Genomic DNA, 17,979 nt, shown 5'->3' with positions numbered 1-17,979 from the left:
ATCGACGCCGCCCCCTGACGTCATCATCCGCGTGGCCCGCTGGTGGGCCAGAAAAGCGCCCACGACAAGACCGCCTGTCTTCGGGCAGTTTCCCGAATCAGAACAACACCGCAGCTTGCCGCAACATAAAGGGGGCGGGGGGCGTGCCGGCGTACGGTGGTGATCTTCTGCGCTGACGGGAATACACCCGTAACGCCATGACCCCAACGGAACACGATGCGGCGTCAGCCTTGGGGCAGGCGCATGACATGGGTGGAGGATGGTCGGTGGTGCGGCGCGACAAAACCCCCGCTCCCGGCGGCCATTGTCGTAAAGGCGACAACTGTGAACGCGCGACGACATGAATTCAAAGTCATGATTCATAAGGGAAAATGACTTCAGGTGAAGTCAGGCACAGCCCTTGCAGGGGATGGGCATCAACCCTTGGAGACCGATCATGATCAACCTGACACCTGCAGCCATCAAAGCCGTTGAGCGCTTCATCAAAGGTTCCGAAACCCCTGTCCTCGGCCTGCGTCTGGTCGTCTCCGGCGGCGGCTGTTCCGGCCTGCAATACGGCATGAAACTCGAGGCCGAAAAGGCCGACGACGATTGGGAATTCGACATCGAAGGCGTCAAGGTCCTGGTGGACCCGATCACCCTGCCGATGATCGACAACGTCACCGTCGACTTCATCGACACGCTGACCCACACCGGGTTCAAGTTCGAAAACCCCAACGCTGCCGGCAGCTGTGCCTGCGGTGAATCCTTCTCTGTTTGACGGGAGACCATCATGTGGGATTACTCAGACAAGGTGCGCGAGCACTTCTTCAACCCGCGCAATTCCGGCCCCCTCGAAGAGGCCAACGGTATCGGTGATGTGGGCTCCATCCAGTGTGGCGACGCCCTGCGCCTGATGCTCAAGGTCGACCCGGAGACGGAAGTCATTCAGGACGCCCACTTCCAGACCTTTGGCTGTGGTTCGGCCATTGCCTCGTCGTCCGCGCTGACCGAAATGATCAAGGGCATGACCCTGGACCAGGCACTGGAAGTGTCCAACCAGGACATCGCCGACTTCCTCGACGGCCTGCCGCCGGAGAAGATGCACTGCTCGGTCATGGGCCGCGAAGCCCTGCAGGCCGCCGTGGCCAATTACCGTGGCGAAGAGTGGAGTGACGATCACGAAGAAGGCGCGCTGATCTGCAAGTGCTTCGCCATCGACGCGGTGATGATCGAAGACGTGATCCGCGCCAACAACCTGAACACGGTTGAGCAGGTCACCTTCTACACCAAGGCCGGTGGTGGTTGCGCCGCCTGCCACGAAGGCATCGAAGAGATTCTGGCCGCTGTCGTAGCCGAGCGCACCGGCGAGGGCGAGGCCATGTCCCCGACCCCGGCCGAGACGGCGGTCGCTGCTGCGGCCGCACCGGCGGCCCCGGCGAAGAAGCTGACCCTGGTGCAGAAGATCAAGAAGATCGAAGAGGTGCTCGACGAAGTGCGTCCGCAACTGCAGCGCGACCATGGCGATGTGGCCCTGGCCGATGTGCAGGGCAAGAACATCTACGTGACCCTCACCGGCGCCTGCAAAGGCTGCATGATGGAAGCGGCAACCCTCGGCGGCATCCAGGCCAAGATGATCGAGGCCCTGGGCGAGCTGGTGCAGGTGCTGCCCGACTCGATGATGCCGGTCGAAGCCTGAGCGTCAGCCCGGCACGAAGCCCCACGCATAAAGGCCGGGCGGTCGTCGTGACAGGCGGCTGACCCGACCGAAGTAAGGCGGACGCGACCCGTTGTCGTGCTCGCCTCCGCCCCCACGGAATCAGACGGAGCCCCATCATGGACAATCTGGAACCCATCTACCTCGACAACAACGCCACCACGCGTGTCGATCCGCTGGTTGTCGAGGCCATGCTGCCCTTTTTCACCGAACATTTCGGCAATGCCTCGTCCATCCATGCCTTTGGCTCCCAGGTGGGCCGGGCACTGAAGACGGCGCGCCAGCAGGTGCAGGCGCTGATCGGCGCCGAGCACGACTCGGAGATCATCTTCACGTCCTGCGGCACCGAGTCCGACTCGACAGCCATCCTGTCGGCCCTCAAGGCGCAGCCCGAGCGCAACACGGTGATCATCACCAACGTGGAGCACCCGGCCATCCTGAGTCTGGGCGAGTGGCTGGAGAAGGAAGGCTACATCGTCCACAAGCTGGCGGTGGACAAGAAAGGCCGCATCGACATCGACGAATACAAGTCCATGTTGCATGACCGTGTTGCCGTCGTCTCCGCCATGTGGGCCAACAACGAGACCGGCACCATTTTCCCGGTCGAGCAGATGGCCGAGCTGGCGCACGCCAAGGGCATCATGTTCCACACCGACGCGGTGCAGGCCGTGGGCAAGATCCCCATCGACCTGAAGAACACCAAGATCGACATGTTGTCGCTCTCGGGTCACAAGCTGCATGCCCCGAAAGGCATCGGCGTGCTGTACCTGCGTCGGGGCTGTCGTTTCCGTCCGCTGTTGCGCGGCGGTCACCAGGAGCGCGGTCGTCGCGCCGGCACCGAGAACTCGGCTTCCATCGTCGGCCTGGGCAAGGCCTGCGAGCTGGCCATGCAGCATCTCGAGGCCGAAAACACCCAGGTGAAGGCACTGCGCGACCGTCTGGAGCAGGGCATTCTGAGCCAGATTACCCACTGCTTTGCCACGGGTGACACCAGCAACCGTCTGCCCAACACCAGCAACATCGCCTTCGAGTACATCGAGGGCGAGGCCATCCTGTTGCTGCTCAACAAGATGGGCATTGCCGCCAGCTCGGGCTCGGCCTGCACCTCGGGTTCGCTGGAGCCCTCGCACGTGATGCGCGCCATGGGCATTCCCTACACGGCGGCCCACGGCACCATCCGTTTCTCGCTGTCGCGCTGGAACACCATCGAGGAGGTCGATCGCGTGATCGCTTCGGTGCCACCGATCATCGAGCAGCTGCGCAAGCTCTCCCCGTACTGGAACGGCGACGCGCCGGCGGCCTCGCCGGAAGAGGCCTTCGCACCGACCTATGCCTGATCGGGTGCGATGAAAAGCAAAAACCCCGGCCGCGGCCGGGGTTTTTGTTGGGTGCAGCGGCTCAGGTGCCCAGTTCGTAGCGCAGCAGGCCGCGCTTGCCGGCACCGAGTTTCATGTCGTGCTCTTCGGTGGTGGCGCCGGAGACCAGCTGCAGGCGGTACTCACCCGCGGGCAGCGGGCCCAGGGTGATGTTGCCGTGCGCGCGGGCCAGCAGGATACGACGGCCTTCCGCGTCCATCACCTTGACCTGGATGGGCTTCTCGCCCACTTCCTTGGCGGCGGTGAGCGCCGGACGCAGCTTGAGCGGAAACAGCTCCGGCTCCATGTCCTCTTCCCTCACGCGGGCCTGGCGCTTGTTCGCCTGGCTCGTCATGGACGCCTTCTCGACCACGGTCGCGGCAGGCGCGGTGGCGGCGGCGGCAGCCGCAGGCAGGGTGAGGGCAACGGCGGCCGTGCCAATGATCTTGCGAACGTTCTTGTCCGATTTACTGCTCATCGATGACTCCAGACTCCAGTTCGGCCGCATTCACCGGGGTTTCAGGTGGGCGGCCAGACTCCAATGCCGGAAAGATGGGGGTGACCTTTCCGATTTCAAGCCCCGGCTTGTGAATGACTTTCGATGTGACTCGTGGCCCCATGTGAAAGTTCGTTCGCCGGTTGTAATTTTTTGCGAGGGCAGTCGCCCGGTTCCGGACCGTAAACGGCAACAGCGCGCACCGCCAGGGGCAGTACGCGCGGGTTGTATCCGGTCTAACGGAGCCTGCGTTCAGGTCAGGGGCTGGATTGCTCGTCGGCGATCCGCCATTGATCCGCCTCGCGCGTCCAAGTCAGTTGCTTGGTCACCGCGTCATTGTAGTCGTTCGAGCGGTAGTTCTGTTGGAAAACCGTGACAATTGTTGAAGCATCGGGACGCGAGACCGTGAGTGCGCCGATCTCGACATCGATGGCGCCGGGCTTGGCGAGCCGGCGCTCGCGCTCGCGCTCCCACTGCCGTGTGGCGTCGCCGCCGCCGCCGAACTCGGTCAGGTACAGGCCGCGGTAGGCGTCGTAATCCTTGGATGACCAGGCCAGACGCCAGGCTTCGAGCAAGGTCTTGACCCGCTCGGTGTCCGGGGTATCGACCCGGCTGGGGGTGTCGGCAGGCGTCACGGGTGCAGGGGCTGCAGCCAGATACTCGCGATCGCGGTAGGACTCGGTGAGCGCGGTGCGCAGGTCCCCCGACAGGGCGAGCAAGGTCGCCTGGGCCCGAAAGCGCTCGTATTCGCTGTTGGCGTGTGCGAGGACGGCATCGAAGCGGCCGCGATGAGCGCTGAGGACATCGGTGAGGCTGCGGCGGCCTGCGTTGAACTGTTCGCCATAGGCGTCGATCAGGGTGCGGCTGGCGCCCAGTCGGCGGGTGAGTGCCTGGTAGGTGCTTTCGCGACGGTCCAGTTCGGCCACCTGGGTGGCCACGTCGATACTCAGTTGCTCCTCGAGCGAGGCGGCGTCGGCCACCGCGGCCTGGTGGCGGGCATTGGCCTCGTCCACCCGATACCAGCTGCCGCCGCCCAGGGGTACGTCCAGATTGATGGCCAGCTGCTGGCTGCGCACGGTGTCCGAGACTTCGACCGGCTCGATCGTGGCACCGAGGCGGCGGCGGACTTCCACGTCCACCGTGGGCATCAGTGCGCCCCGTGCGACCCCGACGTCGGCCTTGCGGGCGTCGATACCCTGGCGCGCTGCACGCAGACCGGGGTTGTTGTCGAGGGTGGCCTGCAGCCGTGCGGCCCGCGAAAAGTCGAGGGCGTCGAAGGCCGGGGGCACGAGTGCGTCGGGTGCCGTGCCGGTCAGTTGCTCATAGCGCATCAGCGCGGCCGCCAGCGCCGCATCCAGCGAGGCTACCTGCTCTTCCGATTCGATGATGGAGACATCCACCTGGGTGAGGTCTGCGGGCGAGATCCGTCCCGCGTCCACCCGGGCCTCCACCTGGGACTTGAGATGGGTGAGTGACTGGCTGAGCGCCTTGCCGCCGGCGTTGATCCGCTGCAGGCGCAGCACGTCGGCATAGGCATCGGCTACCCGCAGGGCGAGCTGCTCCTGCACGTCGATAAGCGATGAGCCGGCGGCGTCACGCTCGTTGCGCGCGCTCTTGAGTCGATAGACGTCGGCGCCGCCGGAGAACAGGTTCCAGCTCAGCGCGGCTTCGCTGCGACGGGTGTCGCGATCAATGGGCTGGCCGAGCTGTTCGACCTCATTGCTGCTGCGTGTCCAGCCCACGCTCAGGGTCGGGAAGAAACGCGAGCGCGACTGGCGCACCACGGCCTCAGAGGCCTCAAGCAAGGCCTGGGCTGAGGCCGCATCCGGGTGTCGGGCGAGGACGTCCTGCACCACGACCGGCAGACGCTCGGCGTGCGCCGGCAGCGCGAGGGACAGGGCAAGGGCCAGCGTGACGGCAGTGGGGGCCAGCGTGCGCATGAATCAGCGTTCTCTCAAGGAGGTGTCAAAGGTCTTGACGATGGGCTTGAGCAGGTATTCAAGTACCGTGCGTTTGCCCGTCAGGATGCTCACGTCGGTGGTCATGCCCGGTGAAATGCTCAGGTGCTCGCTGGCTTCGCCCACATAGTTGTTGGTCGCTTCGAGCGAGACATCGAAGTACACCTCGCCGGTGCGCTCTTCGGTGATGGCGTCGGCACCCACGCGGATGACCTTGGCCTCGAGCGAGCCGAAGATGGAGCTGTCGTAGGCCGACACGCGCACGCGGGCGTCCTGACCCGGCCGGATGAAGGCGATGTCGGCGGGCTTGATGCGGGCGTTGATGATCAGGCGGTTTTCGTCCGGCACCAGTTCCATCACCGTCTCGCCCGGGCCGGCGACACCGCCCACGGTGCTGAGCAGGATGCGGTTGACCACGCCGTCGAGCGGCGCGCGCATCTCGCGGCGGCTGACCCGGTCCGCACGGGCGGGGAGCTGCTCGCGCAGGGTGCCCAGTTGCAGTTCGATTTCGCTGCGCTCGCGGCTGGCCTCCGACATGAAGCGTGCGCGGGTCTCGACCAGTCGCGCTTCGGCTTCGCCGATGGCCGATTGCAGTCGCTTGATGGTGCTGTAGGCGGCGTTGAGATCGCCGCGCAGGCCGGCCACCTGCTGACGGGCACTGAGCAGATCGGCGCGGGCGCCTGCCCCCGAGGTGTTGAGGCGGGTCTCGATGGCCAGGGTTTCCTCGGCGATGGCCAGCTGGGCGCGGAAGGCCCCGGCACGGGCGCGCGCTTCGCTCAGTTCGCGCTCGCGCTGGTCCTTCTGGCTGCGCAGGGTATCCACCGTGGTATCGAGCTCGTCGCGCCGCGAGGCCCACAGGGCCTGTTCCTTGGCCACCAGTTCGGGCACCTGCTTGCGCAGCGCATCGGGGAAAACGGGGGTGGTGCCGCCCAGTTCGGCGTCCAGGCGGATGATGGCCGTCTGCGCGCCCCACAACGCCTGCTGCGTCTCGCCCAGATCGGCATCGAACTGCGAGTTGCGCACGGTGGCCAGCAGATCGCCCTTGGCAACACGCTGCCCCTCTTTCACGGCGATGGATTCGATGATGCCGCCTTCCAGGCTCTGGATGGTCTGAAGACGGTCCGAGGGCATGACCTTGCCGCTGCCCTGGGCCGAGATGTCGATGCGCGCAAAGGCCATCCATACCAGCAGGAACAGCAGCAGCAGGGCGATGGTGCCCACCAGCCACAGGGCGGCCTTGTGGGGGCCGCGGTCGTAGTCCGGGTGCAGGGCCTGCACGTCGATGTCGATGGCCATGTCGGACTCCTCAGGCGGCAGCCGCGGTGGCGGCCCCGGCGGTGTTGCGGTTGCCGGCCAGGCGTCGCAGGATGTCGTCGCGCGGGCCGTCGGCGATGACCTTGCCGTTGTCCATGACCACCAGACGATCCACCAGCGGCAGCATGGCAGTGCGGTGGGTGACCAGCAGCAGGGTCATGTCGGGGCGTTCGCGCAGGTTGTGGATGAGTTGTGCCTCGGTGCCCGGGTCCATCATCGAGCTCGGTTCGTCGAGCAGCAGCATGGTCGGCTCGTGTGCCAGTGCGCGGGCGATCGCCACCGCCTGGCGCTGGCCGCCCGAGAGGCGCTCGCCCCGTTCGCCCACCTGGGTGCCCAGGCCATGGGGCATGCGGGCAAGCGTGTCTTCGAGGCAGGCGGTGCGAATGGCGTCGATGAGCGCTTCGTCGTCCACGTCGGTGCTGCCGAGCAGGATGTTCTCCTTCACCGAGCCATGAAACAGCACCACATCCTGCGGCACGTAACCGATCTGGCGTCGCAGGGCGTGCGGGTCCATCTCGCTGACGCTGATACCGTCGATGGTGACGGCGCCCTGATTGGCGCTGTAAAGATTGAGCAGCATCTTGAGCAGTGTCGTCTTGCCGGAGCCGATGCGGCCGATGAACCCGACGCGCTCGCCCGGCGCAATCCGCAGGTTGAGGCCCGCGAGGAGCGGCGGTGCCTCCGGGTAGCCGAAGTGAACGTCGGTGAACTTGATGTCGCCCTTGAGGTTGGGCAGAAACAGGCTGTCGTCCCGGTCGTCGGTGGGCGAGTTCATGATCTGCTCAAGCGCGCCCAGGGCGGTCTTGACCGATTCGAAACGCAGGATCAGCCCGGCAATCTGGTTGGCCGGCGCCATGGCCCGGCCCGCCAGCATGGAGGTGGCGATGAGCTGCCCCAGGGTCAGCTCGCCCTCGGCGATGAGCAGCGCGCCGAACATGACGATCATGATTGTGGACAGCCCGGTCATGCTGGCGGCGAAGTGATTGCCCCCGCTGGCCCATTCACGCATGTGCATGGTGCTTTCCGAGATGCGCACGGTGAGCGACTCCCACCGGCGACGCGCCCAGGCTTCGGCATTGAGGCACTTGACGCTGTCCAGGCCGTTCATGACTTCGAACAGGTGGGCGGTGCGTTGCGAGCTCTCTTCCATGTTGGCGTTGAGCGCCTTGCCGATGGGTTTGCGCAGCCACCACGACACCCCCAGCGTGATCGGGATGAGCGTGAGCGGCACCAGGGCGAGCCAGCCGCCGATGAGCGCAATGACCACCAGGAAGAAGAGCATGAAGGGCAGATCGCCCAGCAGGGTGATGGTGCTGGAAGCGGCAAATTCGCGCACGGCTTCGAAGTCGCGCACCAGGTTGGCCAGCACGCCACCGCTGGCCGGGCGGGAGGCCGCACGCAGGCGCACGGCCTGGGAGAAGATGTTGCTCGACAATTGCACGTCGGCGCGCCGCGCCGCGCTCTCGACCAGATAGCCGCGCAGCAGCTTCATGACCATGTCGAACACGGTGATGACCACGACCGCCGAAGTCAGGACCCACAGGCTGTCGGTGGCGTTGTTGGGCACCACCCGGTCGTACACCGCCATGGTGTAGAAGGGCACGACGGCCCCCAGCAGGTTGATGACGACCGTGGCCAGCAGCGCCCAGCTGTAGATCTTGCGATTACGGCGGAACACGTCCCAGAACCAGCGTTGCGGCTTGTCCAGGTGATAGATGAGACTGCGTTGATCGAAGCGCAGGTGCGGGCGCACGAAGATCCACTGCCCGGGATGGGATTCGACCAGATCGCCCAGCGCCATCCAGCGGGTGCCCTCGATGCCGGGTTGATGGACTTCGACCTGGTCTGCCTTTCGATGAACGACCACCATCACGTCCCCGTCCTTGCCGACCACCATGGCCGGTAGTGCCGTGGCTTTCACGGTGTCCGGCGTTGCCTCGTGACGCGTCAGGCCGAGCCCGGCGTTGCGTGCAGCCTCATCCAGGTGTGCAAGGTCGATACGGCCATGGGCACGAGGCATGCCGCCGACGATCTGCTCGGCCTCGACGGCGCGCCCGAAAAAGCGGGCCAGAAAGGCCAGGCTGTCGAGGACGGGGTCGGCCACGAGAGACCGGGGTGGGGTTGATGTCATGAGTGATACCCCTTGGGGGTTTATGCATTTGTCACGCAGCGGGTGCGATCATGTGGGGCGGATGATCGCACGGTCCAGCCGTGGCCCGCGGCAAATTTCGTCACGCCGATTCCGAATTTCAGCCCCTAAGATGCCACGAAATGCGTGTAAGAAAAATTCTTACATGGCTGTCGGAATAATTTACACAAGGTGTCAAAGACCTTCATGGCGAGCGTGATTAAAAACCGCATGGATGTTGATGTTGGCGGGTAAACACTTGTTTGAGCAGGGTGTTTAGAAAATTTACAAACCGGGGTCTGGTTTTTGCTTTTCGTGTTCCGACGCGCGCCGCGACCGGCGCTGACGACTTAACCAGATAGGGGGCAACATGGCGCTCAACAACTACAGTGCGGAACTGGAAATCTGCGAGGGCGAAACTCAGCGGTTCGACATCATGGAGATGATCGGCTACAACCTCGACCTCAGCCCGCTGATCTGGAAGATCTACTTTCCGGACGGCACTGAAGTTCCGGCGGACAGCTACATCACCAAGGTCGATGGCGACACCATCGAGATCGATCTGAGCTCCATGCCGGATTTCAACGGCGAAATTCCTTTCTACATCGTTGCCTACGATTCCACCCAGGTGGTCTTCGACATCAACGTGACGACCACGGTCTTTCCGGTCAATGACGCACCGGAAGGCGCCGACGCAAATGCTTCACTGCAGGAAGATGGCAGCTACGCCTTTGCCGTGGATGACTTCGGTTTCTCCGACCCTGCCGACGGCGACGCCTTTCAGGCTGTCGTGGTGTCGTCCGTCCCGGCTAATGGTCAGCTGCTGCTTAATGGTGTCGCCGTCGCGGCGGGCGAGACGGTCAGCGTCGCTGACATCGAGGCAGGCAATTTCGTGTTCGTGCCGGATGCGGGCTACAACGGCGTGACCGGCTTTGATTTCCAGGTTCAGGACGACGGTGGTGTCGATCCGAACTGCGGTGGTGTCGATACCGATCCGACGCCCAACAGCTTCACGCTGACCGTGACGCCGGTCGATGATGTGCCGGTGGCTGTCGACGATTTTTACACCACCGATGTGGGTGTGGTCGTCAGCGCTTCGCTGGCCAACAACGACACGCCGTCCGAAGACGGCGGCAACGTCTGGAGCCTGGTGTCCGGTCCGGCCAATGGCACGGTGACGGTCAACCCGGATGGCACTTTCTCCTATCAGCCCAACTCTGGCTATGTGGGCACCGACACCTTCGAATATCAGATTGTCGATATCGACGGCAGCGTGGCAACCGCGACGGCCACGGTCACCATCGAAGGACTCCAGACGGCCATCGTTGGCGACAAGGTCTGGGTGGATGACAACGCGGACGGCCTGCAGGACGGTACTGAAGCCGGTGTGGCAGGGGTTGAAGTGACCCTGCATGGCGCTGGTGCCGATGGCGTCTTCGGCAGCGCTGACGACACCACCGAAACCACCACGACCAACGCGGACGGGTTCTACTACTTTGAAGGCGTCGTCGGGCAGGAGTACTACATCACGGTCGAGGCGCCTGCCAACTACGAATTCACCCTGCAGGACGTCGACCTCAATGCCTTCGATGACATCGATTCCGATGTTGACGACATGGGCGTGTCTGGCACCTTCGTGGTGTCGGGTGTTGAAGACAATCTGCATACCGATGTCGGTCTGGTGCGTGTGAACGACGTCCCGGTGGCGGCTGATGACGCCTACACCACCGACGAAGATGTCCCGGTCTCCGGCGATTTGAGCGGCAATGACACCCCGTCGGCCGATGGCGGCAACGTCTGGGCCCTGGTTTCCGGCCCGTCCAACGGCACGGTTGTGGTGAATGCCGACGGCACCTTCACCTACACCCCGAACCCGGACTACAACGGCACCGACTCCTTCGAATACTCCATCACCGATATCGATGGCGACACGACGACGGCCACGGCCACCATCACCATCGACCCGGTCAACGACGTGCCGGTCGCGGCTGACGATGCCTACACCACCGACGAAGACGTGCCTGTTTCCGGCGACCTGAGCGGCAACGACACCCCGTCGGCCGACGGCGGCAACGTCTGGGCCCTGGTTTCCGGCCCGAGCAACGGTACGGTTGTGGTGAATGCCGACGGCACCTTCACCTACACCCCGAACCCGGATTACAACGGCACCGACTCGTTCGAGTACTCCATCACCGATATCGACGGCGATACGACGACGGCCACGGCCACCATCACTATCGATCCGGTGAACGACGTGCCGGTGGCTGTCGATGACAACTACACGGTCGATGAAGATGCGGTCCTCAATGGCGACCTGAGCGGCAACGACACCCCGTCGACAGATGGCGGCAACGTCTGGTCACTGGTCTCCGGCCCGAGCAACGGTACCGTGACCGTCAATCCGGATGGCACCTTCACCTACACGCCGAATGCCGACTACAACGGTCCGGACAGCTTCGAGTACAAGATTGTCGATGCCGACGGTGACGAAACCACCGCGACGGCAACCATCACGGTCGATCCGACCAACGACGTGCCGGTGGCGGCGGATGACGCCTACACGACCGACGAAGACGTGCCTGTTTCCGGCGATCTGAGCGGCAATGACACCCCGTCGGCCGACGGCGGCAACGTCTGGGCCCTGGTTTCCGGCCCGAGCAACGGTACGGTTGTGGTGAATGCAGACGGCACCTTCACCTACACCCCGAACCCGGATTACAACGGCACCGACTCCTTCGAATACTCCATCACCGATATCGATGGCGACACGACAACGGCTACGGCCACCATCACCATCGACCCGGTCAACGACGTGCCGGTGGCTGTCGATGACAACTACACGGTCGATGAAGATGCGGTCCTCAATGGTGACCTGAGCGGCAACGACACCCCGTCGACTGATGGCGGCAACGTCTGGTCGCTGGTCTCCGGCCCGAGCAACGGTACCGTGACCGTCAACCCGGATGGCACCTTCACCTACACGCCGAACGCCGACTACAACGGTCCGGACAGCTTCGAGTACAAGATTGTCGATGCCGACGGTGATGAAACCACCGCGACGGCAACCATCACGGTCGCCCCGACCAATGACGTACCGGTCGCAGCTGACGATGCCTACACGACCGACGAAGACGTGCCTGTCTCCGGCGACCTGACCGGCAATGACACTCCGTCGGCCGATGGCGGCAACGTCTGGGCCCTGGTTTCCGGCCCGTCCAACGGTACGGTTGTGGTGAATGCCGACGGCACCTTCACCTACACCCCGAACCCGGACTACAACGGCACCGACTCGTTCGAGTACTCCATCACCGATATCGACGGCGATACGACGACGGCCACGGCCACCATCACCATCGACCCGGCCAACGATGTGCCGCTGGCGATGGACGATGCCTACACCACCGATGAAGACGTCCCGGTCTCGGGTGATCTGAGCGGCAACGACACCCCGTCGGCCGACGGCGGCAACGTCTGGGCCCTGGTCTCCGGCCCGTCCAACGGTACGGTTGTGGTGAATGCCGACGGCACCTTCACCTACACCCCGAACCCGGACTACAACGGCACCGACAGCTTCGAATACTCCATCACCGATATCGATGGCGACACGACGACGGCCACGGCCACCATCACCATCGACCCGGTCAACGACGTCCCGGTGGCGGCTGATGACGCCTACACCACCGACGAAGATGTCCCGGTCTCCGGCGATTTGAGCGGCAATGACACCCCGTCGGCTGACGGCGGCAACGTCTGGGCCCTGGTCTCCGGCCCCTCCAACGGTACGGTTGTGGTGAATGCCGATGGTACCTTCACCTACACCCCGAACCCGGACTACAACGGCACCGACTCCTTCGAATACTCCATCACCGATATCGATGGCGACACGACGACGGCCACGGCCACCATCACCATCGACCCGGTCAACGACGTGCCGGTGGCTGTCGATGACAACTACACGGTCGATGAAGATGCGGTCCTCAATGGTGACCTGAGCGGCAACGACACCCCGTCGACCGATGGCGGCAACGTCTGGTCACTGGTCTCCGGCCCGGGCAACGGTACCGTAACCGTGAACCCGGACGGCACCTTCACCTACACGCCGAATGCCGACTACAACGGTCCGGACAGCTTCGAGTACAAGATCGTTGATGCCAACGGTGATGAAACCACCGCAACGGCAACCATCACGGTCGCCCCGACCAATGACGTGCCGGTGGCTGCAGACGACGCGCTGAGCACCGACTATGGTGTGCCGGTCGCGGGCGATCTGGCGGGTAACGACACCCCGTCGGCCGATGGCGGTAACGTCTGGAGCAAGGTCACGGACCCGAGCAATGGCACCGTGGTGGTGAACGCCGACGGCACCTTCACCTACACGCCGGATGACGGTTTCTACGGTTCGGACACCTTCACGTATCAGATTGTCGATGCCAACGGAGACATCTCCGAAGCGACGGCAACCATCACGGTCGGCGAACCGCCGGCCAATGCGTCGCTGGGTGATCGTGTCTGGCTGGATGCCAACGAAGACGGTGTCCAGGGCGCAGATGAAGTGGGTGTCGAGGGTGTGACCGTGACGCTCACGGGTGCCGGTGCGGACGGCGTCTTCGGCACGGCCGACGACGTGACCGCGACCGACGTGACCGATGCGAACGGCAACTATCTGTTCGAGAACCTGACCGCAGGGCAGCAATACGAGGTGACGGTCGACCAGCCCACCGGCTACGAGTTCACCGTTCAGGACAGCGGCGCTGACGACAGTGCTGATTCCGACGTGAATGCCGATGGCGTCAGCCAGGTCGTGACCCTGGGCGTGGGCGAGAACAATCTCGATCTCGACGCCGGTCTGACCGAGTGCAAGGTGGATCTGGGCGACACCATCTGGAACGACGCAAACGGCAACGGCATTCAGGACAGCGGCGAGGCCGGTGTTGCCGGCGTCGAGTTGACCCTGGTGGGTGCGGGCGCGGACGGTCAGTTCGGCACGGCCGATGACACCTCCAGCACGACCACGACCGACGCCAACGGCAATTATCTGTTCGAGAACGTCGTCTGGGGTGATTACAAGATCCAGATGACCGTGCCCGATGGCTACGAGCTGACGACGGCCAACATCGGCGGCGACGATAGCAAGGATTCGGACTTCCTGTTCTTCTCGAGCAAGAGCACGACCAATCTGATCGTCAATGGCAGCTTCGAGGATCCGAACTGCGATTGGGGCATGTACGAGTCGGTCACGGGCTGGACGGGCCTGGGCGACAAGATCGAGATCGGCCGAGCGCATCACTTCGGCGTAACCGGGGCCACCGGCCAGAATGTGCTCGAACTCGACGCCAACAACACCTGCGTCGACGGCAATGGCGTGTATCAGGACGTCCAGACCAGCAACGGTCAGCAGTACGAACTGTCGCTGGACGTGGCCGCGCGCGATTGCACCAACCTGGCGACCAACGTGGTCGATGTGTACTGGGCCGGTGAGAAGGTCGCGACCATTTCGCCGACCTCCACCGAACTGACCACCTACACCTTTGTGGTGGAAGGCACGGGCGGCCTGGATCGGCTCGAGTTGCGTGAAGCGGTCGGGACCAACGACAGCGTGGGCGGCATCATCGACAACGTCTCCCTCTACGCCTTCGACAGCGTTGTGGAAACCGGCGTGATCTCGGTCAACAGCTGCGCCGATGACCTGACCATCGATGGCGGTCTGGTCGAAGGCAACACCTGCATCATGACCTGCGAAGACAAGTCGGTGACCTTCACCGTCGATCTGGAAGATGGCCAGACCATCATGGAGTTCACCCAGACGGCGCACGGCACCATTGTCGACAATGGCGACGGCAGCTTCACCTACACGCCTGCGACGAACTACAACGGCAACGACGGCTTCAGCTACACCATCGGCACCGTCGAGTACGTGGATAGCACCGAATCGGTTTATATCTGCAATTCCAGCTTCGAGGACAAGTGCCTCTCGAACGGCTACTCATCGTCGTCGATCCCGGGCTGGAGCACGGGCAACACCTGGTGGAGTACCGACAGCAAGACCTGGAATCCGGGTCGCTACGAGGAAGGCATCGTCTCCGACGGCTACAACGTGGCGTCGGTCGGTACCAAGGGCATCAGCCAGACGCTGGCCGAGAAGTTCGTCGAGGGCGTCAAGTACGAGCTCAAGGTGGATGTCGGCAACCTCGGCAGCACCTCCAAGGATGACAACAGCGCACTGGTCAAGGTCTATGCGGGCAACACCCTGATCGCCTGCCTGACGGCCAGCGATCTGGGCGGCGTGTCCAAGGACGGCTTCAAGACCGCAACCCTGAGTTTCGAAGGCACGGGCTTTACCAGCCGCGACTGCGTGTATGGCGAAAAGCTCACCATCGTGCTCGATTCCACGTGCGTGACCTACTACGACAACGTGCGTCTGACCAAGACCACCACGACTGCCACCACGGTGGCCGGTGAAACCGTCGATGTGTGCATCGACGTCAAGCCGGTCAACGACGCGCCGGAAGGGGCCGACAAGACCGTGACCGTGGATGACACGCGTGTCTACACCGTTGGAGTGGATGACTTCGGCTTCAGTGACATCGACGGCGACAACTTCGCGTCGGTCATCATCGACACCCTGCCGGGCGCCGGTTCGCTGACGCTCGACGGCGCAGCGGTGAGCGCAGGCCAGACGATCAGTGTTGCCGACATCGAAGCCGGCAAGCTCGTGTTCACCGGTTCGGGCAGTACCGACGCTGCCATCACCTTCCGTGTGCAGGACGACGGCGGTGTGGATGTCAATTGCGGTGGCACCGACACCGACGCAACCGCCAACACGCTGTGTTTCGACCTGCCCGAGTCCCTCGGCCAGGTGGGCGACCGTGTGTGGATTGACGCGGATTGCGACGGCATCCAGGACGCAGGCGAAGCGGGCGCGGCGGGCGTGACGGTCAAACTGCTCGACGGCAGTGGCTGCGTGGTCGCCAGTACGACCACCGATGCCGACGGTTACTACCTGTTCGACAACGTGCGCGCCGGCACCTACCAGGTGAAAGTGATCCAGCCCGACGGCTACAAGGTCACCACCAAGGACGCCAGCGGCTCGACCTGGGAAAACGACAGCGATGCCAATGCCTACGGCGTCACCGACTGCTTTACCGTGGGTGAAGGTCAGGTCATCAACTCGATCGACGTCGGTCTGTGCGCCACCAAGGCGTGCGTGGGCAACCGTGTCTGGGAAGATGCCAACCACAACAGCATCCAGGATGCCGGCGAGCTCGGCATTGGCGGCATCAAGGTGACGCTCTATGGCTGGAACGGCTACTGCGACTACAAGGTTGCCACCACCTACACCGACGCCAACGGCAACTACAAGTTCGACGGGGTGAACGAAGGCTGGTACTACGTGGCCTTCGACAAGTCGAACGTGTGGCACCAGGCCTCCTGGGGCAACTGGGCCAACATGAGCAACTGGAACTGGGGTTACAAGGATGTCGGTTCAGACGACAGCAAGGATTCCGACGTCAATCGTTGCGACGGAGACTACACCACCACCGACTGGACCTGGATCAACGCCGGTGCCTGCAACCTGTCCCTCGACGCTGCCATCACCCCGATCGTGATCGATCTGGACGGTGACGGAGTCGAGACCGTGGCCCGCGATGCCGCTGGCGGCACCTTCGACCTGTTCGGCAACGGTCAGGCGATCGCTTCGGGCTGGGTTGGTGCCGACGACGGCATGCTCGCCATCGACCTGAACGGCAACGGCATGATCGACGACATCTCCGAGCTGTTCGGCGGTTCCCAGAAGGGCGACGGCTTCGCCAAGCTGGCCAGCTTCGATTCCAACGGTGATGGCGTGGTCGATGCCAACGACGCTGACTTCGCCAAGCTCAGCATCTGGCAGGACGCCAACGGCAATCACGCCACCGACGCAGGCGAACTGCTCAGCCTGACCGAGGCCGGTGTGGCCAGCCTGCAGGTGGCCTATGAAGAACTGCCGTTCATGGACGCGCAGGGCAACCTGCACCTGGAGCGCAGCTCCGCCACCATGGCCGACGGTTCCACCGTGGATATGACCGACGTCTATTTCAACGTGGCCCAGGCCGACGCGGACGCTGCCGGGGTCGATCTGTCCTCCATGGCCGACCTGCTCGACATGGGTGGCAGCCTGGATGCGCTGCTGGGTAGCAGCGATCCGCTCGACGCGTTCCCGGGCAGCTTCGATAGTGCCAGCGCCGACATCGCCGCCATGACCCAGCTGGCAGATCTTTACGAACAGGCCGCTGCCTGAGTTTCAACCATCTTGACTCAAGCTCAAGATCCATTTCAGGAGTAGAGGGATATGAACCAATTCAAAGCACTTGCAGCGGCCTCGGCCATTGCATTCATGAGTTCGCCGGCCATGGCCGATTTTCTGCAGGTCGACCCACGCCAGGTGCCGAGCTACACCTACACGGTCGACATCAATGGTGCTTCCTCCCCGGTGAGTGCGCGCTACTACAACGTCACGAATCTCGATACCACAGACAGTTTCATCGCCTTCTGCATCGAGATGGGCGCTGCCGTGACCATCAGCGCTTACGACGGTACGGCCGACATGACGCCGACTTCCACTAGCGATGCTGCCTTCCCGCAGTCGGTCGTGGGTATCCAGTCACTGTACGACCAGCGCTTTGGCAGTCTGAACCTGACCAACAGCGTCGAAGTCGCTGCATTCCAGCTGGCCCTGTGGGAGCTGACAGACACCGCCAACACCGGGACCGATTTCTTCGGCACGGGCTCTTTCAAGAACTACGCGGGAAATCAGGACGCCATCGCCCTGGCCACGGACTGGCTGACCAACCTGTCGGATCCGACGCCGAACGTCGATACCTATGATCTGACGGCCTGGATGGGTGGTGCGACTCAGGACATGATCTCTGCTGCGCGCGGTGCTTCGGTGCCCGAGCCCGGTACGCTGGCGCTGCTCGGCCTGGCCGGTATTGCCGGTCTGGGTGTGACACGTCGCAAGAAAGCTTGATCACGGCCCGACGTTCGTGCAAAAG

The 17,979-nt window shown here is 63.5% G+C and carries 9 protein-coding genes; 5 read left to right on the top strand and 4 right to left on the bottom strand.

The features are described 5' to 3' along the window. Positions 1-436 precede the first annotated feature (436 nt). The 3 genes from J0W34_RS20545 (at position 437) to nifS (ending at position 3,033) form a co-directional block, all read left to right on the top strand. Positions 437-760 (top strand): HesB/IscA family protein, encoded by a 324-nt coding sequence (locus J0W34_RS20545; RefSeq protein ID WP_227818124.1) that lies wholly within the window; start codon positions 437-439, stop codon positions 758-760. Positions 761-772: 12 nt separating this feature from the next. Then, positions 773-1,678 (top strand): Fe-S cluster assembly protein NifU, encoded by a 906-nt coding sequence (nifU, locus tag J0W34_RS20540; protein ID WP_227818123.1) that lies wholly within the window; start codon positions 773-775, stop codon positions 1,676-1,678. Positions 1,679-1,815: 137 nt separating this feature from the next. Beyond that, a complete protein-coding gene (gene nifS, locus J0W34_RS20535) occupies positions 1,816-3,033 on the top strand; it encodes a cysteine desulfurase NifS (protein WP_227818122.1) in 1,218 nt (405 codons plus the stop codon). A gap of 61 nt (positions 3,034-3,094) precedes the next feature. Here nifS and J0W34_RS20530 read toward each other — a convergent pair whose 3' ends face one another. The 4 genes from J0W34_RS20530 to J0W34_RS20515 all read right to left on the bottom strand — a co-directional run bounded on the left by J0W34_RS20530 (position 3,095) and on the right by J0W34_RS20515 (position 8,950). After that, positions 3,095-3,529 (bottom strand): hypothetical protein, encoded by a 435-nt coding sequence (locus J0W34_RS20530; RefSeq protein WP_227818121.1) that lies wholly within the window; start codon positions 3,527-3,529, stop codon positions 3,095-3,097. 275 nt (positions 3,530-3,804) lie between these two features. Then, on the bottom strand, positions 3,805-5,487 hold the full coding sequence (locus tag J0W34_RS20525; protein WP_230970028.1) for a TolC family protein: 1,683 nt from the start codon (positions 5,485-5,487) through the stop codon (positions 3,805-3,807). Positions 5,488-5,490: 3 nt separating this feature from the next. Further along, complete coding sequence (locus tag J0W34_RS20520) at positions 5,491-6,801, bottom strand: HlyD family type I secretion periplasmic adaptor subunit (protein WP_230970027.1); 1,311 nt, start codon at positions 6,799-6,801, stop codon at positions 5,491-5,493. Positions 6,802-6,811: 10 nt separating this feature from the next. Further along, positions 6,812-8,950 carry a type I secretion system permease/ATPase gene (locus tag J0W34_RS20515; RefSeq protein WP_227818118.1) on the bottom strand — a complete coding sequence of 713 codons (2,139 nt, stop codon included), beginning with the start codon at positions 8,948-8,950 and terminating at the stop codon, positions 6,812-6,814. 367 nt (positions 8,951-9,317) lie between these two features. Here J0W34_RS20515 and J0W34_RS20510 point away from each other — a divergent pair, with 367 nt between their 5' ends. Together J0W34_RS20510 and J0W34_RS20505 are read left to right on the top strand one after the other, a co-directional pair. Further along, complete coding sequence (locus J0W34_RS20510; RefSeq protein ID WP_230970026.1) at positions 9,318-17,225, top strand: Ig-like domain-containing protein; 7,908 nt, start codon at positions 9,318-9,320, stop codon at positions 17,223-17,225. Positions 17,226-17,276: 51 nt separating this feature from the next. Continuing rightward, positions 17,277-17,954: a PEP-CTERM sorting domain-containing protein gene (locus tag J0W34_RS20505; protein WP_230970025.1), complete on the top strand. Its 678-nt coding sequence runs from the start codon at positions 17,277-17,279 to the stop codon at positions 17,952-17,954. The last annotated feature ends 25 nt before the right edge of the window (positions 17,955-17,979 follow it).

This window comes from Nitrogeniibacter aestuarii, assembly GCF_017309585.1.
GTDB lineage: Bacteria > Pseudomonadota > Gammaproteobacteria > Burkholderiales > Rhodocyclaceae > Nitrogeniibacter > Nitrogeniibacter aestuarii.
Note: the sequence above shows the minus strand (reverse complement) of the source record. Positions and strands in the feature narration are given on the sequence as shown.

Bases quoted from the DNA above. Each gene is read 5' to 3' on its own strand.
- J0W34_RS20520 (WP_230970027.1), bottom strand. From the start codon at position 6,801: ATGGCCATCGACATCGACGTGCAGGCCCTGCACCCGGACTACGACCGC.
- J0W34_RS20525 (WP_230970028.1), bottom strand. From the start codon at position 5,487: ATGCGCACGCTGGCCCCCACTGCCGTCACGCTGGCCCTTGCCCTGTCC.
- J0W34_RS20545 (WP_227818124.1), top strand. From the start codon at position 437: ATGATCAACCTGACACCTGCAGCCATCAAAGCCGTTGAGCGCTTCATC.
- nifS (WP_227818122.1), top strand. From the start codon at position 1,816: ATGGACAATCTGGAACCCATCTACCTCGACAACAACGCCACCACGCGT.
- J0W34_RS20510 (WP_230970026.1), top strand. From the start codon at position 9,318: ATGGCGCTCAACAACTACAGTGCGGAACTGGAAATCTGCGAGGGCGAA.
- J0W34_RS20530 (WP_227818121.1), bottom strand. From the start codon at position 3,529: ATGAGCAGTAAATCGGACAAGAACGTTCGCAAGATCATTGGCACGGCC.
- J0W34_RS20515 (WP_227818118.1), bottom strand. From the start codon at position 8,950: ATGACATCAACCCCACCCCGGTCTCTCGTGGCCGACCCCGTCCTCGAC.
- nifU (WP_227818123.1), top strand. From the start codon at position 773: ATGTGGGATTACTCAGACAAGGTGCGCGAGCACTTCTTCAACCCGCGC.
- J0W34_RS20505 (WP_230970025.1), top strand. From the start codon at position 17,277: ATGAACCAATTCAAAGCACTTGCAGCGGCCTCGGCCATTGCATTCATG.